This window comes from Nocardioides sp. N13(2025), assembly GCF_051912545.1.
Taxonomy (GTDB): Bacteria; Actinomycetota; Actinomycetes; order Propionibacteriales; family Nocardioidaceae; genus Nocardioides.
On the sequence record NZ_CP196809.1, the window covers coordinates 3539951 to 3562416 of the forward strand.

The 22466-nt window shown below is 72.4% G+C and carries 23 protein-coding genes; 6 read left to right on the forward strand and 17 right to left on the reverse strand.

Annotated elements, in window-relative coordinates:
* Positions 1 to 18: 18 nt before the first annotated feature.
* From katG to ACS3YM_RS17190, 8 genes are all read right to left on the reverse strand, one after another.
* Positions 19 to 2217 carry a catalase/peroxidase HPI gene (gene katG, locus ACS3YM_RS17155; protein WP_439939913.1) on the reverse strand — a complete coding sequence of 733 codons (2199 nt, stop codon included), beginning with the start codon at positions 2215 to 2217 and terminating at the stop codon, positions 19 to 21.
* Between the two features lie 148 nt (positions 2218 to 2365).
* The gene (locus ACS3YM_RS17160) at positions 2366 to 2794 is read right to left on the reverse strand and encodes a Fur family transcriptional regulator (RefSeq protein WP_439937649.1); all 429 of its coding nucleotides are present in this window, start codon (positions 2792 to 2794) and stop codon (positions 2366 to 2368) included.
* Between the two features lie 62 nt (positions 2795 to 2856).
* Positions 2857 to 3840: an SDR family NAD(P)-dependent oxidoreductase gene (locus ACS3YM_RS17165; protein ID WP_439937650.1), complete on the reverse strand. Its 984-nt coding sequence runs from the start codon at positions 3838 to 3840 to the stop codon at positions 2857 to 2859.
* 5 nt (positions 3841 to 3845) lie between these two features.
* The gene (locus ACS3YM_RS17170) at positions 3846 to 4715 is read right to left on the reverse strand and encodes an aldo/keto reductase (RefSeq protein ID WP_439937651.1); all 870 of its coding nucleotides are present in this window, start codon (positions 4713 to 4715) and stop codon (positions 3846 to 3848) included.
* Between the two features lie 44 nt (positions 4716 to 4759).
* Complete coding sequence (locus ACS3YM_RS17175) at positions 4760 to 5209, reverse strand: BLUF domain-containing protein (protein ID WP_439937652.1); 450 nt, start codon at positions 5207 to 5209, stop codon at positions 4760 to 4762.
* Positions 5210 to 5287: 78 nt separating this feature from the next.
* On the reverse strand, positions 5288 to 7411 hold the full coding sequence (locus tag ACS3YM_RS17180; RefSeq protein WP_439937653.1) for a xanthine dehydrogenase family protein molybdopterin-binding subunit: 2124 nt from the start codon (positions 7409 to 7411) through the stop codon (positions 5288 to 5290).
* Positions 7408 to 8394, reverse strand: coding sequence for an FAD binding domain-containing protein (locus tag ACS3YM_RS17185; protein WP_439937654.1), 987 nt, complete (start codon positions 8392 to 8394; stop codon positions 7408 to 7410). Before ACS3YM_RS17185 ends, ACS3YM_RS17180 begins: the two co-directional genes overlap by 4 nt.
* Positions 8391 to 8924, reverse strand: a complete 534-nt coding sequence (locus ACS3YM_RS17190; RefSeq protein WP_439937656.1) for a 2Fe-2S iron-sulfur cluster-binding protein — start codon at positions 8922 to 8924, stop codon at positions 8391 to 8393. The genes ACS3YM_RS17185 and ACS3YM_RS17190 overlap by 4 nt, the downstream gene beginning before the upstream one ends.
* Before the next feature lie 144 nt (positions 8925 to 9068).
* Here ACS3YM_RS17190 and ACS3YM_RS17195 point away from each other — a divergent pair, with 144 nt between their 5' ends.
* Together ACS3YM_RS17195 and ACS3YM_RS17200 are read left to right on the forward strand one after the other, a co-directional pair.
* On the forward strand, positions 9069 to 9434 hold the full coding sequence (locus ACS3YM_RS17195; RefSeq protein ID WP_439937657.1) for an MmcQ/YjbR family DNA-binding protein: 366 nt from the start codon (positions 9069 to 9071) through the stop codon (positions 9432 to 9434).
* Between the two features lie 34 nt (positions 9435 to 9468).
* A complete protein-coding gene (locus ACS3YM_RS17200) occupies positions 9469 to 10329 on the forward strand; it encodes a class I SAM-dependent methyltransferase (RefSeq protein WP_439937658.1) in 861 nt (286 codons plus the stop codon).
* Here ACS3YM_RS17200 and dnaB read toward each other — a convergent pair.
* Positions 10296 to 11699 (reverse strand): replicative DNA helicase, encoded by a 1404-nt coding sequence (dnaB, locus tag ACS3YM_RS17205; RefSeq protein WP_439937659.1) that lies wholly within the window; start codon positions 11697 to 11699, stop codon positions 10296 to 10298. The two genes, ACS3YM_RS17200 and dnaB, sit on opposite strands and share 34 nt — an antisense overlap.
* A gap of 504 nt (positions 11700 to 12203) precedes the next feature.
* On the opposite strand from dnaB, the gene ACS3YM_RS17210 reads away from it, so the two are divergent.
* On the forward strand, positions 12204 to 13529 hold the full coding sequence (locus tag ACS3YM_RS17210) for an MATE family efflux transporter (RefSeq protein WP_439937660.1): 1326 nt from the start codon (positions 12204 to 12206) through the stop codon (positions 13527 to 13529).
* Between the two features lie 47 nt (positions 13530 to 13576).
* Positions 13577 to 14734: a hypothetical protein gene (locus ACS3YM_RS17215; protein ID WP_439937661.1), complete on the forward strand. Its 1158-nt coding sequence runs from the start codon at positions 13577 to 13579 to the stop codon at positions 14732 to 14734.
* An 85-nt stretch (positions 14735 to 14819) separates the two neighbouring features.
* Here ACS3YM_RS17215 and rplI read toward each other — a convergent pair whose 3' ends face one another.
* From rplI to rpsF, 4 genes are all read right to left on the reverse strand, one after another.
* On the reverse strand, positions 14820 to 15266 hold the full coding sequence (rplI, locus tag ACS3YM_RS17220) for a 50S ribosomal protein L9 (RefSeq protein WP_439937663.1): 447 nt from the start codon (positions 15264 to 15266) through the stop codon (positions 14820 to 14822).
* A gap of 14 nt (positions 15267 to 15280) precedes the next feature.
* The gene (gene rpsR, locus ACS3YM_RS17225; protein ID WP_056603689.1) at positions 15281 to 15517 is read right to left on the reverse strand and encodes a 30S ribosomal protein S18; all 237 of its coding nucleotides are present in this window, start codon (positions 15515 to 15517) and stop codon (positions 15281 to 15283) included.
* Positions 15518 to 15638: 121 nt separating this feature from the next.
* Positions 15639 to 16244 (reverse strand): single-stranded DNA-binding protein, encoded by a 606-nt coding sequence (locus tag ACS3YM_RS17230; RefSeq protein WP_439937664.1) that lies wholly within the window; start codon positions 16242 to 16244, stop codon positions 15639 to 15641.
* 108 nt (positions 16245 to 16352) lie between these two features.
* Positions 16353 to 16643 (reverse strand): 30S ribosomal protein S6, encoded by a 291-nt coding sequence (gene rpsF / locus ACS3YM_RS17235; RefSeq protein ID WP_210439315.1) that lies wholly within the window; start codon positions 16641 to 16643, stop codon positions 16353 to 16355.
* Between the two features lie 232 nt (positions 16644 to 16875).
* Between rpsF and ACS3YM_RS17240 the strand changes: the two genes are divergently transcribed.
* Entirely contained in the window at positions 16876 to 17829 is a 954-nt protein-coding gene (locus ACS3YM_RS17240) for a serine/threonine-protein kinase (RefSeq protein WP_439937665.1), read from the forward strand.
* Between the two features lie 8 nt (positions 17830 to 17837).
* Entirely contained in the window at positions 17838 to 18626 is a 789-nt protein-coding gene (locus ACS3YM_RS17245; RefSeq protein ID WP_439939915.1) for a deoxyribonuclease IV, read from the forward strand.
* A gap of 6 nt (positions 18627 to 18632) precedes the next feature.
* Here the strand turns inward: ACS3YM_RS17245 and ACS3YM_RS17250 are convergent, their stop codons facing one another.
* From ACS3YM_RS17250 to ACS3YM_RS17265, 4 genes are all read right to left on the reverse strand, one after another.
* Positions 18633 to 19268: a class F sortase gene (locus tag ACS3YM_RS17250; protein WP_439937666.1), complete on the reverse strand. Its 636-nt coding sequence runs from the start codon at positions 19266 to 19268 to the stop codon at positions 18633 to 18635.
* Positions 19269 to 19296: 28 nt separating this feature from the next.
* Positions 19297 to 20199, reverse strand: a complete 903-nt coding sequence (locus ACS3YM_RS17255) for a hypothetical protein (protein ID WP_439937667.1) — start codon at positions 20197 to 20199, stop codon at positions 19297 to 19299.
* A gap of 247 nt (positions 20200 to 20446) precedes the next feature.
* Positions 20447 to 20941, reverse strand: a complete 495-nt coding sequence (locus ACS3YM_RS17260) for a class F sortase (protein ID WP_439937668.1) — start codon at positions 20939 to 20941, stop codon at positions 20447 to 20449.
* A gap of 161 nt (positions 20942 to 21102) precedes the next feature.
* On the reverse strand, positions 21103 to 22290 hold the full coding sequence (locus tag ACS3YM_RS17265) for a hypothetical protein (RefSeq protein ID WP_439937669.1): 1188 nt from the start codon (positions 22288 to 22290) through the stop codon (positions 21103 to 21105).
* Between the last annotated feature and the right edge of the window lie 176 nt (positions 22291 to 22466).

The following is a 22466-nucleotide window of genomic DNA, read 5'->3' on the forward strand; positions in this document are numbered from 1 at the left end:
CCATGACGTCGAGCCGACTCAGCGCAGGTCGAACCTGTCGTTGTCCATGACCTGCGCCCATGCGGCGACGAAGTCGGCGACGAACTTGTCGCGCGCGTCCTCGCTGGCGTAGACCTCCGAGAGCGCCCGCAGCTGGGAGTTGGAGCCCAGCACCAGGTCGACGGCGGTCGCGGTCCACCTGAGCTCACCCGAGGCGACGTCGCGGATCTCGTAGACGCCCTCCTCCGACTGCGACGCCTTCCACTGCGTGCCCGGGGCCAGCAGGTGGGCGAAGAAGTCGTTGGTGAGGGTGCCCGGACGGTCGGTCAGCACGCCGTGGGCGGTGCCGCCGGCGTTGGCGCCGAGGGCGCGCAGGCCGCCGAGCAGCACGGTCATCTGCGGTGCGGAGAGGCCGAGCAGGTAGGCCTTGTCGACCAGCAGCTTCTCGGGCTGGAGCTTCTCGCCCGGGCGGACCCAGTTGCGGAAGCCGTCCGCGCGCGGCTCGAGGTAGCCGACGGACTGGACGTCGGTGTCCTCCTGGGTGGCGTCGGTACGACCCGGGGTGAAGGGCACGGTCACGTCGTGACCGGCGTCCTTGGCCGCCTTCTCGATCGCCGCCGCGCCGCCGAGGACGATCAGGTCGGCGATCGAGACCTGCTTGGCGCCGGCGCCGTTGAACTCCTGCTGGATGCGCTCGATCGCCCCGAGCGAGGTGTCGAGGTCGAGGTCGGCGTTGACCGCCCAGCCGCGCTGCGGCTCGAGGCGGATCCGCGCGCCGTTGGCGCCGCCGCGCTTGTCGGTGCCGCGGAAGGTCGAGGCCGACGCCCAGGCGAGCGAGACCAGCTGCGCGACGGACAGGCCGGAGCCGAGGAGCTTCTCCTTGAGCGCGGCGACGTCCGCCTCGTCGACCAGCTCGTGGTCGACGGCCGGCACCGGGTCCTGCCACACCTGCGGCTCCGGCACCCACGGGCCGAGCATGTGCGGGCCGACCGGGCCCATGTCACGGTGCAGCAGCTTGTACCAGGCCTTGGCGAAGGCGAGGCGGAACTCCTCGGGGTTCTCCAGGAAGCGGCGCGAGATCTTCTCGTAGGCCGGGTCCTCGCGCAGCGCCAGGTCGGAGGTGAGCATCGTCGGGCGGTGCTTCTTCTGCGGGTCGTGCGCGTCGGGGATGATCTCCTCGTCGGTCTTGGCGACCCACTGCTTCGCCCCGGCCGGGCTCTCGGTGAGCTCCCACTCGTAGCCGAAGAGGATCTCGAAGTAGCGGTTGCTCCACTGCGTCGGCTTGTCGGTCCACGTGACCTCGAGGCCGGAGGTGATCGTGTCGCCGCCCTTGCCCGTGCCGTAGGAGCTGATCCAGCCCAGGCCCTGGTTCTCGAGGGGTGCGCCCTCGGGCTCCGGGCCGATGAGGTCGGGGTCGCCGATGCCGTGGGTCTTGCCGAAGGTGTGGCCGCCGGCGATGAGCGCGACGGTCTCCTCGTCGTTCATCGCCATCCGGGCGAACGTCTCGCGGATGTCGCGCGCCGACGCCACCGGGTCGGGGTTGCCGTTGGGGCCCTCGGGGTTCACGTAGATCAGGCCCATCTGGACGGCGCCGAGGCCGTCGCCGAGCTCACGCTCGCCGGAGTAGCGCTCGTCGCCGAGCCAGGTGTCCTCGGGACCCCAGAAGATCTCCTCCGGCTCCCACACGTCCTCGCGACCGAAGGCGAAGCCGAAGGTCTCGAAGCCCATGTCCTCGAGCGCGACGTTGCCCGCGAGCACGAGCAGGTCGGCCCACGAGATCTTCTGGCCGTACTTCTGCTTCACCGGCCACAGCAGGCGCCGGGCCTTGTCGAGGTTGGCGTTGTCGGGCCAGCTGTTGAGCGGGGCGAAGCGCTGTCCGCCGTCGCCCGCACCGCCGCGACCGTCGTGGACACGGTAGGTGCCCGCGGAGTGCCAGCTCATCCGGATCATCAGGCCGCCGTAGTGACCGAAGTCGGCCGGCCACCAGTCCTGCGAGGTGCGCAGCATCTGGGCGATGTCGCTCTTGAGCGCCTCGACGTCGAGCTTCGCGAACTCGTCGCGGTAGCTGAAGTCGGCGCCCAGCGGGTTGCCCTTGGGCGAGTGCGCGTGGAGGACGGAGAGGTCGAGCTGGTTGGGCCACCAGTCCTGGTTGGTGCGCGGGCGGTGTCCCGTGGGCTCCGGGGCGTCGATGACGGGGTTCTCGCTCTCGCTGCCCTGCGCCGTCGCGGAGTCGTGCATCACCGGGCACCCGGCCTCGGCCTTGCGGTCCACCCCCTGGGGGCTCTCGGGTGCGCTGTTGTCCTGGCTGTCGGTCATCGGAAACCTTTCGTGGTGCTCGGGTGGTGCCTGCGTGGTGTCACGAACGGGCAGTCGGATCAGGGTCGGATCAAGGTCGGATCAAGGTGGAGCAGTCGGAGCAGGTGCCCCAGTAGGTGACCTCGGCCTCGTCGATGACGAAGCCGTGGGTGTCGGAGGCGTCGAGGCAGGGACGTACGCCGACGGCGCAGTCGACGTCGGCCACCGCGCCGCACGAGCGGCACACGAGGTGGTGGTGGTTGTCGCCCACCCGGAGCTCGTAGCGCGAGACCGACCCGGCGGGCTGGATCTTGCGCACCAGGCCCGACTCGGTCAGGGCGCCCAGCACGTCGTAGACGGCCTGGTGGGAGACGCTCGGCTCCTCGTCGCGGACCGCGGCGAGGACGCTGGAGGTGTCGGCGTGCGGCTGACGTCGTACGGCGCGCAGGACGGCCAGTCGCGGGCGGGTGACCCTCAGGTCAGCGCCGCGGAGCAGGTCCTCGAAGTCGCTGTCGTCCATCCCTCGCCACCCTGCCCCCTTTTCTTGAACGAGTCAAGTCTTCTGGTCGCGGTCGCGTCGGCTCACGCAGGGGACCGGCCCACCTCGTCGAGATCCGTGACGGCGAGCAGCCAGGTCCACGCACGGGCCCGGTCGTCGTCGGACGTGCGGGTCGTCGGCAGCAGGTGGGTCGGGCGCTCGACGCGGTCGTGCCAGAAGCGGCCCGTGGGGGGCGCGGGCTGCACCGCGGCCAGCCACACGCTCGTGTCGGCGCCCTGCGCGTCGTCGCGCAGCACCGGCCGGGTGATCCTGCGGAAGGTCGGCAGCGACTCCTGCACGCCCGGGGTGTCGGCCCAGCCGGGGTGCATGACGGCCACGGTGATGCCGTCGGCGTGCCACCGCTCGGCCAGCAGCGGCCGCAGCTCGACCTGCCAGCGCTTGGAGCGGGCGTACGACGTGGTGGGCGAGTAGTCGCCGGTGGTGTACTCCGGGTCGTCGGCGCGCAGCGGCTGGCCGTACATCCCGCCGCTGCTCACCAGCACCACCCGCCCGCCGGCGAGCGGACCGCGCAGCGCCTCGGTCATCACGACCGGGCCGAGCACGTGCACGGCCATGCTGAGCTCGTGGCCCTGCGGCGACTCGGTGCGCTCCGGCGGCATCACGCCGGCGTTGTGCACGACCGCGTGCAGCTCGGGCACCTCGCGAGCGAAGTCGGACGCGAAGCGGCGTACGTCGTCGAGGTCGGCGACGTCGCAGCGCCAGAGCCGGAGCTCCACGCCGGGGTGCGCGGCCCGGATCCGGTCGGCGACCCCGGCTCCCTTGGCCTCGTCGCGCACGAGCATGTGGACCGTCGCGCCGAGGTCGGCCAGTCCCTCGACGGTCGCGACGCCGAGGCCGGAGCTGGCGCCGGTGACGAGCACGTGCCGCCCCTCGAGCGAGCGCGGCAGCGGGTCGGGCGGCCACCCCGGAAGCGCACGGCGGACGGCGAGGCCGATCGTCGTGTAGCCGAGGACCAGCGAGCGGTCCATGGCGGCGTCGACGGCGCGGGCGAGCAGCGGCCGGTCCATCTGCGTCAGCTGGCGTCGAGCCGGGCGAGCTCGTCGTCGGTGAGCTCGATCTCGGCGGCCGCGGCGGAGTCGATGATCGAGGAGGGCCGCTTCGCGCCGGGGATCGGGATCACGCACGGCGACTGGGCGAGCTCCCAGGCGAGCGCGACCTGCTGGGCGCTGACGCCACGATCGGCCGCGACCTCGGCGAAGGCGGGGTGCTTGTCGGCGAGCTCCTTGGCGTCCGACAGGCCACCGAGCGGGCTCCACGGCAGGAAGGCGAGCCCGAGCTCCTCGCACACGTCGATCTCGGGGCGGCTGCTCCGGAACTTGGGGCTGAACTCGTTCTGCACGCTGATCAGCGCGTCACCGAGAACGGCCTTCGCCGCCCGGATCTGGTCGGGGTCGGCGTTGGAGAGGCCGAGGTGGGCGACCTTGCCGCTGTCGGCGATCTCCTTCATGGTGCCGATCACCTCGTCGTAGGGCACCTTCGGGTCCGGCCGGTGGTGCTGCCAGAGGAAGAGCTGCTCGACGCCGAGGCGGGCGAGGCTGTCGTCGACCGCGCGGTGCAGGTGCTCCGCCGAGCTGTCGAGGTCCCAGTCGCCGCCGTCCGTGCGCACGTGCCCACCCTTGGTGGCGAGCAGGACCCGGTCGCGTACTCCGAGCTCGTCGAGGATCGAGGCGATGAGCCGCTCGTTCTCGCCCTGGGCGCCGGCTCCCTTCTCGTCCCCGGGGCCGTAGGCGTCGGCGGTGTCGAAGAGCGTGACGCCCGCGTCGAGCGCCGCGGTCACGGTGTCGAGGAGCTGCTGGCGGGGCTGGGTGCCGGTCTGGTCGAAGGTCATCAGGCCGAGGCCGATCGCGCCGACCTGCTGCTTGCCGAGAGTGCGAGTCTGCATGGGCCCGACCCTACGACCGCTCGCGAAACCCGCGCCGGGGTGGCTCACACGGCGTTGACGCGATAGGTCTCCAGCAGCCCGAACGCCGCGACGGCGTGGGCGCTGAGGTCGTCACCCACCGACTGGCGGGCGAGCTCGGTGAAGTCCTGCAGGTCGGCGACCTCGCGCGCGGTGACGTTGCGGAAGCCCATCGACCACGTCGAGAAGGCCCGCTCGTCGACGTACCTCCGGTCCACGACGCGTACGCCGGAGTGGCGCGGGTCCGCCCCGATCTGGCTCAGCAGGCCGTCGACGACGGCCGCCTCGCCCTCGAGCGTCTGGATGACGTTGCCGCCGCTGTAGAGCAGCAGGCCGGTCACGCCGAGGCGCTCGTTCTTGGGCCGGATCTGCTCGATCAGCTCGACCAGCTGGCCGACGGACATCAGGCGGCTGGCCGAGCTGGTGTAGGTCAGGGTGAGGACGCGCCCGTCGCGGGCGGGACTGTCGGTGCTCATGACGCCGACGACCCTAGATCGGCCGCGCGAGCTTCTGCCTCACCCCAAGGGCAGTCGGTCGGCGCAGCCGTTCCCGGCTCACCCCCAGGCGGCGAACAGCTTGTCGGGGGTGAACGGCAGGTCGCGCAGCCGTACGCCGCTCGCGTTGAAGATCGCGTTGCCGATCGCCGCCGGTGCGCCGACCACGCCGAGCTCGCCGATGCCCTTGGCGCCGGTCGCACCGAACCACGGGTCGTGCTCCTCGAGGCACACCGCCTCGAGGCCGACCACGTCGGCGTGGGCGGCGACGTGGTAGCCGGCGAGGTCGCCGTTGACGACGTGGCCGAAGCGCTCGTCGAGGTGGCCCTCCTCGTGCAGCGCCGCGGAGAGGCCCATCGTCATGCCGCCGATCAGCTGGCTGCGCGCGGTGCGCGGGTTGATGATCCGGCCCGCGGCGAAGACCCCGAGCATCTTCTCCACCCGCACCTCCCCGGTGACCGTGCTGACCCGCACCTGGGCGAAGTGGGCGCCGAAGGAGTGCCGCGAGTGACCGCGCGTGCCGCGGGGCAGGCGGCCGGCGGCGGTCTCGTACGCCCCCTCCGCGGGCACGAGGCCGTGCTTGCGGCGGAACTTGCGCGCCGCCATCACCACCGCGTCGCCCCAGCTGTAGGTGCCGACCGAGCCGCCGGCCGGGACCGCCCACGGCAGGCCCGAGCGCCCGATCTCGGCGTCGACGAGGTCGACGTGCACCTCCAGCGCCTCGGCCGCGATCTGCGGGAGGATCGTCCACGCACCGGTGCCGAGGTCGCCGGCCTGCAGCTCCACGCGGTAGCGCCCGTCGGTGTAGCGGATGCCGGCACGGCTCGGCACGACCTGCTGGTTGGGGTACGACGCGCTCGCGACGCCCAGGCCCACCAGCCACTCGCCGTCGCGCCGGGCGCCGGGCGGCTGCCGGTCGACCCAGCCGAACAGCTCGGCACCCTCGCGCAGGCAAGCCACGAGGTTGCGGGTGCTGAACGGCTTGCCCGACTCGGGGTCCCTCGCCGGCTCGTTGCGCACGCGCAGCTCGACCGGGTCGACGCCGACCGCGTGGGCGGCCTCGTCGAGGGCGGTCTCGAGGGCGAACATCCCGGTGAACTCACCGGGCGCGCGCATGAAGGTCCCGGGTGCCGCGTCCTGGGTGACTGCGTGGTGGACCGTGCGCAGGTGCGCGACGTCGTACATCATCCGGGTCGCCGACACGGTCTGGTCGACGTAGGTCTTGAGCCGTGAGGTCGGCTGCCAGCTCTGGTGGTCGAGCGCGACGAGGCGGCCGTCGTCCTCGACCGAGAGCCGGACCCGCTGCTTGCTGGCCGGCCGGTGGCCGACGGTGCGGAACGTCTGCTGGCGCGTCATCGCGTACTTCACCGGCCGCCCCGGCAGCAGCCGTGCCGCCATCGCCACGAGGACCAGGTGGGGATGGGGCCAGCCCTTGGAGCCGAACGAGCCTCCGACATAGGGCGAGACGACCTCGATCTGCGTCGGGAGCAGGCCCAGCACCGGCGCGAGCAGGGCGCCGTGGACGCCCGGGCCCTGGTTGCTGTCGTACATCGTGAGCCGGGTGGCGCGCGGGTTGAGCGCGGAGACGTCGTGCCAGGTCGCGGTGACCGCGTGGGGCTCGATCGGGGAGTGGAACTCCATCGGCAGGCTGTAGTCGGCCTCGACGCGGGTGCCGCGGGCGAGGCCGGCGTCCACGTCGCCGCGCTCGTAGGAGCCGTGCTTGAACGCGTTGACCCGGCGGGGCTCGTAGGCCCTCGGGTCGTCGATGTCGAAGCCCAGCTCGGCCGGCTCCTCGTCGTACTCCACCCGCACGAGCGCCGCGGCCTCGCGCGCCACCTGCGGTGAGTCTGCGACGACGGCGCCGACGAGCTCGCCGCGGTGGTGCACCTCCGGCGACTGCAGGATCACCAGCGCCGCGTCGGTGCGCACGCGGATGCGCGGCGCGTTGGCGTGGGTGAGGACGAGGCGCACGCCCGGCAGCGCGCGGGCCTGCGCGTCGTCGATCCGGGTGATCCGTCCCCGCGCGATCGTGGAGACGATCGGGACGAGGTGGCACGGCTCGTCGACGGGCTGCTCGTAGGCGTAGGGCGCGGTGCCGGTGACCTTGGCCGGTGCGTCGACCCGCATCCGGTCGTGGGTCGGGGTGAGGTCCGCCGTGGCGATCTCGGGCTCGAGGGTGGTCATGCGGCGCTCCCGTCGGTGAGCTGGGTCAGCACGTCGACCACCGTGTTCCTGACCATCGGCACCTTGAAGGCGTTGTGCTCGCCGGGCCGGGCGGCGGCGAGCTCGACCTCGATCGCGGCGCGGAACAGCTCGGGCGTGGCCGGGCCGTCGCGCAGCGCCTCCTCCGCGGCCAGGGCCCGGTGCGGGCGGTGCGAGACCCCGCCCAGCGCCAGGCGTACGTCACGGACCGTGCCGTCGTGCACGTCGAGCGCGGCGGCGACCGACACCAGCGCGAAGGCGTACGACGCCCGCTCCCGGACCTTGCGGTAGCGCGAGCGGACGGCGAAGTCGAGCGGCGGCACCTCCACGGCGAGCACCAGCTCGCCGGGCTCGAGGGTGGTGTCGACGTCGGGCCGGTCGCCGGGCAGGCGGTGGAAGTCGGCGAACGGGATGCGGCGCTCCCCGGCCGGGCCGAGGACCACCACCTCGGCATCGAGCGCGGCCAGGGGGACGCAGAGGTCGGAGGGGTGCGTGGCGACGCAGGCGTCCGAGGTGCCGAGGATCGCGTTGTAGCGGCCGAACCCGTCGACGGCCGAGCAGCCGGTGCCGGGCTCGCGCTTGTTGCAGGGGGTGGTGAGGTCCTGGAAGTAGACGCAGCGCGTGCGCTGGAGCAGGTTGCCGCCGGTCGTGGCCATGTTGCGGAGCTGGCCGGACGCCCCGGCGACGAGCGCCTGGGTGACGAACGGGAAGCGTGTGCGGACCAGCGGGTGCGCGGCGAGGTCGCTGTTGCGCACCCCCGCGCCGATCACCAGGCCGCCGTCCGGACGCTCCGTGACCTCGTCGAGCGGCAGGCGCGTGATGTCGACGAGCCGGTCGGCCTCGGCGATGCCGAGCCGCAGGTGGTCGACGAGGTTCGTGCCACCGGCGAGGAACGTGCCGCCGCCCGCAGCCAGGGCCAGCGCCTCGTCGACCGTGGTCGGGCGCTCGTAGGCGAAGGGCTTCACGCCGCACCGCCGTCCGCGTGCGCGACGTCCTGGATGGCCGCGACGATGTTCACGTAGGCGCCGCAGCGGCAGAGGTTGCCGCTCATCCGCTCACGCACCTCGGCGTCGGTGAGGTCGATGTCGGCGGCCGCGACGTCGGGGCTGACGTGGCTGGGCATCCCGGCCCGCACCTCCTCGAGCATCGCGACCGCGGAGCAGACCTGACCGGGCGTGCAGTAGCCGCACTGGAGGGCGTCGCGGTCGGCGAACGCCTGCTGCATCGGGCTGAGCCGGTCGGGGGTGCCCAGGCCCGCCGCGGTCGTGACGTCCGCGCCGTCGTACGACGCCGCGAGCGCGAGGCAGGACAGGATGCGCCGGCCGTCGACGATCACCGTGCAGGCACCGCACTGGCCGTGGTCGCACCCCTTCTTCACCGACATCACGCCGAGCTCGTCGCGCAGCGCGTCGAGCACCGTGACCCGCGGATCGAGGGCCAGTCGGCTCCCGACGCCGTCGACGGTGAGCCGGACGCCCACCTCGTGTCCTGTCATGCGCCGATCCTCTCCAGGGTCCGTCGTCGGACCTACCGTAGAGCGCAGCCTCCTCGTTATCAACTGTCTGGTTAGTTAGTTTCTGCCCTCTCGCCCTCCGACGGAAATCGTCGGATACTCGTCAGCACGGAGGAGGGAGGAGGCATGGCTGTCGTCGAGGACGTGCTCCCCCTGGGCGAGACGCTCGAGCGGTCGTACGTCGTGCAGGTCGCGGGCCGCCTGAAGTTCCGGGTCGGCTCCATCGTCTTCGTCGCGTTCTCCCGCGACGAGACCGTGATGGGGTTCGCCTTCCCCAAGGACGAGCGGCTCGCCCTGGTCGAGAGCGACCCCCGCTTCCACCTGCCGCAGGCGTCCGACCTGCGCTTCAACTGGGTGCACGCCACGCTCGCCGAGCTGGACGCCGACGAGGCGCGGGAGCTGGTCGTCGACGCCTGGCGGATGGTGGTGCCGCAGAAGCTGGCTCGCAAGTACGACTTCAGCCACCCGGAAGGGCCGGGCGGGCCGGGGTGAGGTGGCTCGCGGCCGCGCGTGCCACGATGGCGCCATGGACCAGGTCTCGCGGTTCTACAGCGGCCCCGGCGGGCTCGTGACAGCCATCGGCTCCGCCCTCGACTCGTCCGGTTTCGACCGCACCGCACTGCGGCCGGCCGACCTCGCTCCGGTCGACGAGTTCCACATCCGTGGCCGTGCGGCCACGTTGGAGATCATCGAGGCGCTCGACCTCGACGCCGACTCCCATGTCCTCGACCTCGGCAGCGGGCTGGGCGGTCCGGCGCGCACGCTTGTCGAGGTGACCGGGTGCACGGTCACCGGCGTCGACCTGACACCGGACTTCTGCGAGGTCGCCACGGCACTGTCGGAGTGGACGGGCCTGTCCGACCGCACCCGCTTCTACGTCGGGGACGCCACCGCCACCGGTCTTCCGGACGCGGCTGTGGACGCGGCGATGACCGTGCACGTGGCGATGAACGTCGCCGACAAGCGCGCGCTCTACGCCGAAGCCTTCCGCGTGCTCCGACCCGGCGGCAGGTTCGTCGTCTACGACGTGCTGCAGGGTGAGGGCGGGGACGTCCACTACCCCGTGCCGTGGGCCAAGGACTCCTCGACGAGCTTTCTCGCCACCCCGGAAGAGATGCGCGAGCTGCTCGCCGCGGCAGCGTTCGAGGTCACGTCGGAGGTCGACTCCTCGGACGAGAGCCTCGCGTGGTTCCAGCAGGTGCGTGCCCGGATCCAGCGCGACGGGCCACCACCGGTCACCTTCGCGGCGTTCCTCGGCGACGCGTTCGGGCAGATGGCCGCCAACCAGGTGGCCAACCTGGAGGAGGGGCGCATCCGTACCGTCATGTTCGCGTGCTCGCGACCACCCGCGGGTCAGCCCTGGGCCATGTCCACGAAGCGGGAGTAGTGACCCTGGAAGGCGACCGTGAGGTCGCGGGTGGGGCCGTTGCGGTGCTTGGCCACGATGAGGTCGGCCTCGCCGGGGCGGGTCGACTCCTTCTCGTAGACGTCGTCGCGGTGGAGCAGGATCACCATGTCGGCGTCCTGCTCCAGGGAGCCGGACTCGCGTAGGTCGCTCATCATCGGGCGCTTGTCGCCGCGCTGCTCGGGACCACGGTTGAGCTGCGACAGCGCGATGATCGGACACTCGAGCTCCTTGGCGAGGAGCTTGATGTTGCGGGAGAACTCCGAGACCTCGAGCTGGCGGGACTCGACCTTCTTGCCCGAGCTCATCAGCTGCATGTAGTCGATGACGATGAGCTTGAGGTCGTGGCGCTGCTTGAGGCGGCGGGCCTTGGCCCGGATCTCCATCATCGTCATGTTGGGACTGTCGTCGATGAACATCGGCGCACCCGACACCTGGCCCATCTTGCGGGCCAGCTTCTCCCAGTCGTCGTCGCGCATCGTGCCGTTGCGGATGTGGTTGAGCGGCACCTTCGCCTCGGCAGAGAGCAGGCGCATCATGATCTCCGAGCGCGTCATCTCGAGGCTGAAGAAGACGCTCGTGAGGTTGTTGTGGATCGACGCGGCGCGGCAGAAGTCGAGGGCGAGGGTGCTTTTGCCCATGGCCGGGCGCGCCGCGACGATGATCATCTGCCCGGAGTGCAGGCCGTTGGTGAGGTCGTCGAGGTCGGCGAAGCCGGTCGGCACGCCGTAGAGCCCGGCCTCGCGGTTGCCGATCGCCTCGATCTCGTCGAGGACGCCGCTCATGATGTCGCTCAGCGGGGCGTAGTCGACGGCCGCGCGACGGTCGGTGACCTTGTAGACCTCGGCCTGGGCGCTGTCCACGACGTCGTCGATCTGGCCCTCGCCGGCGTAGCCGAGCGCCGCGATGCGCGTGCCGGCCTCGACCAGGCGGCGCAGGATCGCCTTGTCGCGGACGATCTCGGCGTAGTAGCCGGCGTTGGCGGCGATGGGCACGTTGGCCGAGAGCGTGTGGAGGTAGGGCGCCCCGCCGATGCGCTGCAGCTCGCCGCGCTTCTGCAGCTCGGCCGCCACCGTGATCGGGTCGGCGGGCTCGCCGCGGCCGTAGAGGTCGATGATCGAGTCGTGGATGATCTCGTGGGCGGGACGGTAGTAGTCCACGCCCTTGATGACGTCGACGACGTCGGCAATGGCGTCCTTGGAGAGCAGCATCGAGCCGAGCACGCTCTGCTCGGCGGCGTTGTCCTGCGGGGGCGTGCGGTCACCGGCCGAGCGCGGGGACTCACCGGGCTCGTAGGCCGCCGGGCCGTCACCCCAGGCCTCGTCGGTGTCCCCCTCGAAGGTGACGCTCACCGATGCTCCTTCCGACGTGCTCCCACTCTGCGCCCGACGTTAGGGACGGCCACCGACATCGCGTCGACAGCACCCGCACGAGGCCCTTGCCGCGCGTGACCGTACGTGCTCGCCCGCGTCCAGGGGAAGCCGACGGCGTCGAGTTGTCCACAGGCTCTGTGGACAACGTGGGCACGCAGGTGGACGACACGCCCCCGGAGGTGCACGTTCGGTGGAGCGCCCTGTGGACAGCGCCCGGCGTCCGGCCGGCACACGGGGCCTGACCTGCGAAAACACGATCCACATCCTGTGGACGAAAATCCCCACCCTCGTCTGTGCGTTCACCTGTCCGTCATCTGGATGATGCCTGTTGCTTTGTCGACATGGGCCCGTGACGGGGGTCTCCCCCGCATCATCCACACGGCGATACACAGGTAGTCCGATAGGACCATGGACACTCCTGCTACTCCTCGGTATGCGACCGCGCCGGAGCGTGCCCGGCCCGCTGTTCCTAGGGTGCTCATCGTGAAGGCCGTCGACCGCGAGATCCTGCGCCTGGCCGTCCCGGCCTTCCTCGCCCTCGTGGCCGAGCCGCTGTTCCTGCTCTCCGACGCGGCGATCGTGGGCCACCTCGGCACGCCGCAGCTGGCGGGGCTCGGGGTCGCCGCGGTCATCCTCCAGACCGTCGTCGGACTGTGCGTCTTCCTCGCCTACGGCACCACCGCGAGCGTCGCGCGCCACCTCGGCGCCGGCGACCTGCGCGGCGCCCTCGCCCAGGGCGTCGACGGCGTCTGGCTGGCCATCCTCATCGGCACCGTCGCGACGGTGGGCGGGATCCTGCTCACCCCTCCCCTGGTGGCCGTCTTCGACGCCGGGACCGAGGTCGCCGCGCACGCCGAGACCTACCTGGCCATCGCCTTCCTCGGCACCACGCCGCTGCTGGTCATGCTCGCGACGACCGGCGTCCTGCGCGGCCTGCAGGACACGCGTACGCCGCTGCTGGTGGCCGTCGTCGGCAACGGCCTCAACATCGCCCTCAACGTCCTCCTCGTCTACGGCCTCGACCTCGGGATCGCCGGCTCCGCGATCGGCTCCGTGATCGCCCAGGTGATCTCGGCGGCGTGGCTGGTCGCCGTGGTGGTCCGCGCCGCGCGCGAGCACGACGCCCCGCTCTCCCCCGACCGCGCGGGGATCCTCGCGGCGGCCCACGCGGCGGTGGCGCTGGTCGTCCGCACCCTCGCGCTGCGCGCCTGCCTGCTCGTCGGGACGTACGCCGTCACCCGCGTCGGCACGCACGGCACCGACGTCAACGTGGCGACGCACCAGATCGCCATCACCCTGTGGAGCTTCCTCGCCTTCGCCCTCGACGCCATCGCGATCGCCGCGCAGGCGCTCACCGGCCGGGCGCTCGGCAGCGGCGACGTGGACACCACCCGCCGCCTCACCCGGCGGATGGTCCGCTGGGGCTGGGGCAGCGGCATCGTCGCCGGCCTCGGGCTCGCGGCCAGCGCTCCCTTCATCGGGTTCCTGTTCACCAGCGACCCCGAGGTCCGCGCGCTGCTGGTGCCGGTGCTCCTGGTGGCCGCAGTGGGCCAACCCCTGGCCGGCGTGGTCTTCGTCCTCGACGGCGTGCTCATCGGCGCCGGCGACGGCCGCTTCCTCGCCTGGGCGGGTCTCGTCGTGCTCGCGGCCTACGCACCGGCGGCCCTCTGGGCGGCCACGCTCCCGCACGGGGTCGTCGCCGTGTGGGTGGCGATGACGGTGGTGTTCATGGGTGCGCGTGGCCTCCTGCTGTCCTGGCGGGCCCGCAGCGACCACTGGCTCGTAACCGGGACCACCTCACGCCGTTGATCACGGCGAGGGAAGGTGCAGCCATGCACCTGTCGAGGGAGGTCGACATGACGAGGACACGTGCGCGCCGCGGCGCCGCGCTGGTCCCGACGGCGCTGGTGGCGGCACTGGTGCCGCTCACCGCAGCACCCGCAGGGGCGTCCCCCGGCTGCACCGACGAGACCCGGCCGACGATCGAGATCATCCCGGGGGTTCCGATCCCGGCCGGGGACGGTTGCGACGACGACACCCCGCCCGACACCGTCCTGTCGGCCTCCACCCCTCCCGACGCCGCCGGCTTCGTGAGCGTCTCGACGATGACCTTCAGCTTCGGGGCGCAGGTCTCCGACGGCGACGCCGGGCCGTTCGGCCTCGAGTGCCGGCTGACCGGTCCTGCCCAGGCCCACGACTGGCGCGCCTGCACCAGCCCGGTGTCGTACGCCGGCCTCCCCGACGGGGCGTACGCCTTCTCCGCCCGCACCGTCGACCTCGGTGACTCGGCCCGCACCCCCGACGACGGGGTGGCGCCGACGGTGACCGACGCCCCTGACCTCGACCCGACCCCCGCCAGCACCAGCTGGACCCAGGACACCAAGGCTCCCTTCGTCTTCGTCACCCAGAGCGCCTACGACGAGGACACCCCGACCCAGCCGGTGGTCACCTCCTCCACCGTCCCGATCCGGCTCAACAGCAACGAGCCCGGCTCGTCGTTCGAGTGCACCGACAACGGCGCGCCCGTCACGTGCTCACCCGGGCGCTGGGAGCTGGTGGGCGCGAAGGCGGGTCGCCACGTCTTCTCCGCCCGGACGCTCGACCGCGCCGGCAACGCCAGCGCGTGGTCGGACCCGATCGAGTTCTTCGTGCCCACCGACCTCGCCCGCAAGCGCGGCTGGAAGAAGGTCAAGGACACGGGCTACTTCGGCGGCGACGCCGTGCGGGCCACCCGACGGGGGGCGCGCCTCGTGCTGCCGCGCGCCAAGGTCGGCGAGCTGCGCCTGCTGGCGCCCAGCGGGCCGCGGATGGGCAAGGTCCGCATCCGGGTGGGCCGCCGTGACTGGCACGTGGTCGACCTCAGCGGCTCGAGGAGCGCGCTGCGGCAGCACGTCGTCATCGACCGCTACTCGGGCATGCGCTCCGGCCGGATCACCATCGAGACGCTCGGCCACAGGCCCGTGGTCATCGATGCCGTCGTCGCACGACCCAACCGGTTCCCGCCGGCCCAGTAGGCGATGGCCACGGGCCGCTCGGGACACCGAACGGCCCGCCACCCCCGGAGGGGCAGCGGGCCGTCGAGTGGGTCGTGCGTCGGCGTCAGGCCGGGACGACGTTGAGGGCCACCGTGGCGGACACCTCGTCGTGCAGCTTGACCGACACCTCGTGGGCGCCGAGCGACTTGATCGGGTTGACCACGACGATCGTGCGGCGGTCGACCTTCTCGCCCGAGACCTCGGCGATCGCGTCGGCGATCTCCGAGGTGGTGACGGCGCCGAACAGGCGACCGCCCTCACCGGCACGGACCTTCACGTTGACCGCGTTGGCCTCGAGCTTGGCCTTGACGTCCTTGGCGTGGTCCTCGTCGCGCACGGCGCGAGCGGTGCGCGCGGCCTTGATCGACTCGATGGTCTTCTCGCCGCCGCGGGTCCAGCGGATGCCGAGGCCACGGGGCACGAGGTAGTTACGGCCGTAGCCGTCCTTGACCTCGACCACGTCGCCGGGGGCACCGAGGCCGTCGACTTCCTGGGTCAGGATGAGCTTCATGTTCTGTGCCCCTCTCAGCGACCGGTGGACGTGTAGGGCAGCAGAGCGAGCTCACGCGCGTTCTTGACGGCGATGGCCACGTCGCGCTGGTGCTGGACGCAGTTGCCGGTCACGCGACGGGCGCGGATCTTGCCACGGTCGGAGATGAACTTGCGGAGCAGGGTGGTGTCCTTGTAGTCGACACCGGTCGCCTTCTCCTTGCAGAACTGGCAAACCTTCTTCTTGGGCTTGCGCAGAATTGCCTTGGCCATTGTGGTGCTCCCTTTCAGTGAGCCCGGCCCTGAAGGCAATCAGGGACGGAATGGAGTGTGAATACTTCGGTGATCGAGTAGCGCCGAGGAACGAGGCGCGTATCGAGATCCCGGATCGGGACTAGAAGGGCGGCTCGTCGTTGCCGCCGCTGACCCCGGGCGTGGCCCACGGGTCGTTGGGCGGAGCGGACTGGCCGCCACCCTGCGGCTGGCCCTGGGACTGGCCGCCCCAACCGCCGCCGCCACCCTGCGAGGGCGCCGGGCTGGCCCACGGGTCGTCGGCCGGCGCGGACTGGTTGCCGCCACCGCCCGAGTAGCCGCCGCCACCGCCGCCACCGGAGTAGCCGCCACCGCCGCCGGACCGGGTCGTCTTGGTGACCTTGGCCGATGCGGAGCGCAGCGACGGGCCGACCTCCTCGACGTCGATCTCGAAGACGGTGCGCTTCTCACCCTCGCGGGTCTCGTACTGACGCGACTTCAGGCGACCCTGGACGATCACGCGCATGCCCCTCTGGAGGGACTCGGCGACGTTCTCCGCGGCCTGCCGCCACACAGCGCAGGAGAGGAACAGCGTGTCGCCGTCCTTCCACTCGTTGCTCTGGCGGTCGAAGGTGCGCGGCGTCGACGCGATCCGGAAGTTGGCCACGGGAGCCCCCGAGGGGGTGAAGCGCAGCTCCGGGTCGTCGACGAGGTTGCCGATCACGGTGATGGTGGTCTCGCCTGCCATGTCAGGGTCTCCTCAGGATGCTGATCCGGGTTGCTCCCGGTGATGCGCCCATCAAACAGGCACACACCGACAGCGGGAAGGGTCTTTCCACAGACGCCGCGAAGGCGATCAGTGGGCGTCGGGACGCATGACCTTCGTGCGCAGGATCGACTCGTTCAGCGTGAGCTGGCGGTCGAACTCCTTGACCGTCGCGGGCTCGGCCGTCAGGTTGATGACGGCGTAGATGCCCTCGGCGTTCTTCTTGATCTCGTACGCCATCCGGCGACGACCCCACACGTCGAGCGACTCGATCGAGCCACCGTCCTTGCGGATCACGTTGAGGTACTTGTCGAGCGACGGCTCGATGGTGCGCTCGTCGAGACTCGGGTCGAGGATGACCATCACTTCATAGGCACGCATAGCGGTCTCCACCTCCTCTGGGCTAGAGCGGCCACGGGCTCTCCGTGGCAGGAGGACTGTGCGTTCGCGGCGGGGTACGACGTGGGTCGTGCGCCGCGTGTGGTGCGTGTCGCCCGAAGGCAACCGGGGAAGACTACCAGCGGGGCAGCCGCCTGCAGGAATCGATGCACAGGGCCCGGGACCTGTGGACGACGCCACGCGCGACGACGTACGACCGGGCTAGCGTCATGAGGTGCCCGAAGTCGCTCCGACCCGTGCTCCGACCCGCGGCTCCGTCGTGGTGGCGGGGCGCTACCGGCTGCTCGACCAGGTGGGCAGCGGCGGCATGGGTTCGGTGTGGCGGGCCTGGGACGAGCGCACCCGGTGCCTGGTCGCGGTGAAGGTGCTCGGCCGGCACAGCTCGGCGCTGCTCGCCCGCTTCGTGCGCGAGCAGGCGGTCCGGGTGCGGCACCCGCACGTGGTGGCCCCGCACGGGTGGGCGGCCGAGGACGACCTGGTGGTGCTCGCGATGGAGCTCGTCGCCGGCGGGTCGGTCGCCGACCTCGTGCGCGAGCACGGACCCCTCGACGCCGGCACGGCCGGGCTGCTGGTCGAGCAGCTGCTCATGGGCCTGGCCGCCGTGCACGGCGCGGGACTGGTCCACCGCGACGTCAAGCCGGCCAACCTGCTGCTCGAGGCCACCGGCGACGACGCGCCCCACCTGCGGCTCGGTGACTTCGGGGTCGCGGCACCGATCGCCGACCGCCGCTTCACCACGGTCCCCGGCGCGATCGGGACCGACGGCTACATGGCGCCCGAGCAGGCGCGCGGCGCGCCGCCGGAGCCCTCGCAGGACCTCTACGCCGTGGGCCGGGTGGCGCTCGAGCTCATCACCGGCCTGCCGCCGTCGCGCCAGGGCCCGATCCCGTCGCACCCGTTGCGGCCCCTCGTCGAGCGGCTGCTGGTGGCCGACCCGGAGCAGCGCCTGGCCAGCGCCGACGCGGCGTTGAGGCTGCTCCGCCGGCTGCCGAGGCCGGAGCCGGCCGGGCCGCCGGTGCCCGACCGCCTCGGACCGGCCCCGCACCCCCGGCGTACGACCTGGGGACGCTTCCCCGCGGACGTCGACTGGGTGGGCTGGGCCGCGGCCCTCGGCCTCGCGGGCGTGGTCGTGGGGTGTCTGTGCGTCCTCCTAGGGTGGTCCTCATGAGCACCCAGCTGAGCATCGGCGCCCACGTCGACCAGACCGACCCGGTCGCCGAGGCCGTGGCCCGCGGGACCACCCTCGTGCAGTTCTTCCTGGGTGACCCGCAGGGCTACAAGGGACCGGAGGTCACGTACGCCGGCGGCGCCGAGGCACTGCGCGCCGACGCCGAGGGGGCCGGGGTGGACCTCTACGTCCACGCTCCCTACATCGTCAACGTCGCCACGACCAACAACCGGATCCGCATCCCGAGCCGCAAGCTGCTGCAGCAGCACATGGACGCGGCCGCGGAGATCGGCGCCAAGGGGCTGATCGTCCACGGCGGCCACGTCAACAAGACCGACGACCCGGCGGTCGGCTTCGACAACTGGCGCAAGGCGATCGAGGCCACCGACCTCAAGATCCCGCTCCTCATCGAGAACACCGCCGGCGGCGACAACGCGATGGCTCGTCACCTCGACCGGATCGGCGGCGTGTGGGATGCCATCTCCGGCGCCGAGGGCTCCGACCGCGTGGGCTTCTGCCTCGACACCTGCCATGCCTGGGCCGGGGGCATCGAGCTCGGCGACGCGGTCGACAGGATCCGTGCGATCACCGGCCGGATCGACCTGGTGCACGCCAACGACTCGCGCGACACGTTCGACTCCGGGGCCGACCGGCACGCCAACTTCGGCCAGGGCCACCTGCCCGCCGACGAGTTCGCGGGCGTGGTGCGCGAGGCCGGTGCGCCGGTGATCTGCGAGACGCCGGGCGGTGCCGCGGAGCACATGGCCGACTTCAGCTGGCTCCGCGAGCACCTCTGACCCGGCTCAGGGCGAGGGCCGGGCCGTCACGACGACGTTGCTGCGGTAGGCCGAGCCGTCCCAGTCCTCGCAGGTGACGAGCACCAGGCGTCCAGGGCCCGACCGGGAGAACAGCTTCCGGCTCCGGCGGGCCAGCTCGTCGCGGCTCAGCACCTCGACGTCGGAGACCCGGTAGGCCACCTCGTCGTCCGCCGACCCGACGACGACCCGGTCGCCACGACTCAGGGTCTCGAGGTCGTCGAAGGCACCGCCGCCGGTGTGCACGGTGTGACCGGTGATCACTGCCGCGCCCCTGGCCGCCCCCGGCCGGGACCCGCCCGACCACCACCCGACGTCCTGCGGGTCGGGCGGCGGTGTCAGGGCACCGTCCTCGGTGCGGATGTCGATGACCTGTGCCCGCAGCCCCAGCGCAGGTACGACGACCAGCGCGGGCCGAAGGCCCGGGGACGGCGGGTCCGCGCTGGGCAGGGTCGCTCTGGGCGGGGTCGCCGGCTCGCGCTCCTGCCGGTGGACGGCGGCCTGGCTCGCGGGCGGCCTGTCCTGTGGTGGTGACCGGTCGGTCCCCCGCCACGCGCCCCCCGCCAGGAACAGCCCCGCCGTGACCAGCACGGTGGCGACTGCTCCCAGCAGGACGGACGTCATGACGCGGCCGCCTTGGTGGCGACCCCCCTCAGCCACGTGCGCGGAGCCACCCCAGCCGTGCGCACACGCCGCCGAGCAGCAACAGCACCGCACCCAGCAGGACGCGGGCCGGGTCACTGCCCACGCGCGACTCGTCCGCCGAAGCACCCGCCCGGTCGAGTCCTGCGTTCACGGACGTCGGCAGCGCCTCCTGCGAGGCCGCGGGGGCCGAGGGCGAGCTGTTGCTGGAAGCCTGCTCGCCCAGCACGTCGGGCGCCTCCGACTCCTCCTGGTCCTGAGGCTGCACCTCGGGTGCCTGCGGGGTCGTCTGGGGGGTGACCTGCGGCGTGGGCGTCACGGCAGGCGTGGTCGGCACCGCGGGTGTCGTGGTGGGCGTGGACGGCACGGCGGGTGTCGTGGGCGTGGTCGGGGTGGTGGGGGTGGTCGTGGGGGTGGGCGTCGTGCAGCCCTCGACCCAGAAGACCTTGTGCTTGACGTCCGCGCCCCTGGACTCAGGCGTGTTGATGGTCAGCTTCACGTGGTAGCCCTGCTGCGGGTGCGGCGCACCGGTGAAGGACAACGTGTAGGCCTGCGACCCGTCGAAGCCGTCGTTGCCCGCACCGGCACCCGGGTCGTCGTCGAGCACGACGGTGGTGTCGCCCGAGACAGACATGCCGACATCGGTCGTCGGCGGCTGCTCCTCGAAGAGCACCGTCGAGGTGACGCCGGCGTCGAAGCCGTACCACTCGAGCTGGAAGGTGCAGCCGACGTGCGGTGTGTTGTTCGGGATGGAGTCGATGTCGCCGTAGGGCGCCACCTTCACCGTGCCGTTGTTGCCCTTCGGGTCCTGCGCGTCCGCCTGGGCGAACGGGACAGCGGTGGCGGCGCCGAGGCACACGAGTGCGGCGAGCCCGAGCCGCGGCGCGAGGCGGTAGTGGTCGTTGCTGGTCATGCGAGCCCCCCAGGGTCATGCGCGACGCCCGTGCGCCGCGTCGGTGGGTGAGGGAGCTCCGGAGCCCCACGGTCTCCCACGGACCGCTCCTGCTCCCCGGCCAGAGAAACCCCAGGTGGTTCGAACGGGCCATCCCCTGAGGACACATTCGGGCCAATCTCACCGAGTCCTTGACCCAACCCACACGGAACCCTTCGGACAGGGCCTCAACGGTCTGGTCGACCCCACCGAGCACCTCTGAGCAGGCTCAGGGGGACGGCCGGGCCGTCACGACGACGTTGCTGCGGTAGGCCGTGCCGTCCCAGTCCTCGCAGGTGATGAGCACCAGGCGGGCAGCGCCGGACTGGTCGAAGACGTCCGCGCTCTGCCGCGCCAGCTCGTCGCGGTCGAGCACCCGGACCGAGTCGACGACGTAGGCGATCCGCCCGCGGGCGGTCCGCACCACGACGTCATCCCCGGCCGTGAGCTCCTCGAGGTCGTCGAAGGCACCGCCGCCCGTGTGCACCGTGTGGCCGGTGAGCACCGCGGCTCCCGTGTCGGCGCCGGGAGCGGCGCCCTCCGACCACCAGCCGACCTGCTGCGGGTCGGCGGGCGGGGTGAGGGCCCCCTGCTTCAGCGTGATGCCGGAGACCACGGCCTCGATGCCCAGCGCGGGTACGACGACCGCCTCGGGCGCCGCGCCCCCCGCCGGTCGACCGGGCCGGGGCCGTCCGGACGGTGGGGCGGCGGCGGAGGTGGTCACCTCCGCCGCCGGCGCAGCGGCGGGCACCGGGGGCGAGAACCCCGGAAGCCTCCGAGGAGGTCCGGAGCGCCCCCGCCCCCACAGCGAGGCCGGCGGCCAGCAGGAGCGGTGCCGCGACTGCCGCGACGACCACTCCCGCCCGGCTCTGCCGGCGCCGCAGTTCAGCCACGCGCGCGGCCCCACGCCACGCGCGTGGCCACCCCCGCGAGCAGCACCAGCACGAGGCCGAGCAGCGAGCCCACAGGGGAGACGGGGTCAGGAGTCGTGCCGGCCGCGCCCGCGTTGACGGCCGTCGGGAGGGCCTGCGGGGCAGCCGAGTTGGCCGAGTTGGCCGAGGGGGCACTGTTGCCGGCGAAGGCCTGCACGCCGAGGACCTCGGCGTCGTCGGGCAGCACCTCCGACTCGGGCTGCGACCCGGGCTGGTCGTCCTGGGTCGGGTTCTGCCCGTTCGGGGCCTGCGGCGTCCCCGGGGTCTGCGGGGTCGTCGGGGCCTGCGGGGTCGTCGGGGCCTGCGGGGTGGTGGGGGTCTGCGGCGTCGAGGGCGTCTCCGGGGTGGTCGGCGTCTCCGGCGTGGTGGGGGTCTCCGGAGTGGTCGGCGTCTCGGGCGTGGTAGGGGCGCAGCCCTGGACCCAGAAGACCTTGGTCTTGGTGTCGTTGCCGCGCGAGCGGGGCGTGGAGATGGTCAGCTTCACGTGGTAGCCCTGCTGGGGGTGCGGGTCGCCGGTGAAGGACAGGGTGTAGGCCTCACGACCGTCGAGGCCGCTGTCGGTGCCGGCGCCGCTCGCCGGGTCAGCCCCGACGAAGACCTGCGACGGGCCGCTCACGGTCATGCCGACCCCCGTCGTCGGGGCGTGCTCGGCGAAGGAGACGCTCGAGACGATGTCGGCGCCCTGGTCGAAGCCGTACCACTCGACCTGGAACGTGCACCCGACGTGCGGGGTGTTGTTCGGGATGCGGTCGATGTCGCCCAGCGGCGCGATCTTGACGGTGCCGTTGTTGCCGCCGGGGTCGGCGGGGGCGTTGCCCGGCGCCTTGCCGGGGGCGTTGCCGGGGGCCTTGCCAGGGGCGTTGCCCGGGGCCTTGCCCGGCGCCTGGGCGGCGGGCGCCTGCGGCTGCTGGGACTGGGCCGCCGGCTGCGGCTGGGGCTGGGGCTGGGGCTGCTGACCCTGGCCGTTCGCCTGGCCGTTGGCCTGGCCGTTGCCCGGGTCGGCGCTCGCTGCGGGCGCGAGGGCGAGCGTGCCGAGGCACAGCAGGGCGGCGACCCCGATGCGGGTGGCTCCCTGGACGCGGGCGATGCCCTCGGCGCGGTCGGCCTGGCGCCGGAGGTGCGTGCGGTCGGTGGTGTGCATGTGGTCTCCCTCAGTGACGAGCCGGCGCGGTGGCGCCGACGACGTTCGGTCCGGGGCGCGGTGGCGCCGCCGGTCGCCGGGTGGATGCGCGCTCCCGAACGCTCGCCCGTCCCCGACAAGACCTCGAACGAGACATGGCCCGAACGGGCTATGGCGTCTAGTCCTTCTGGAAGCGA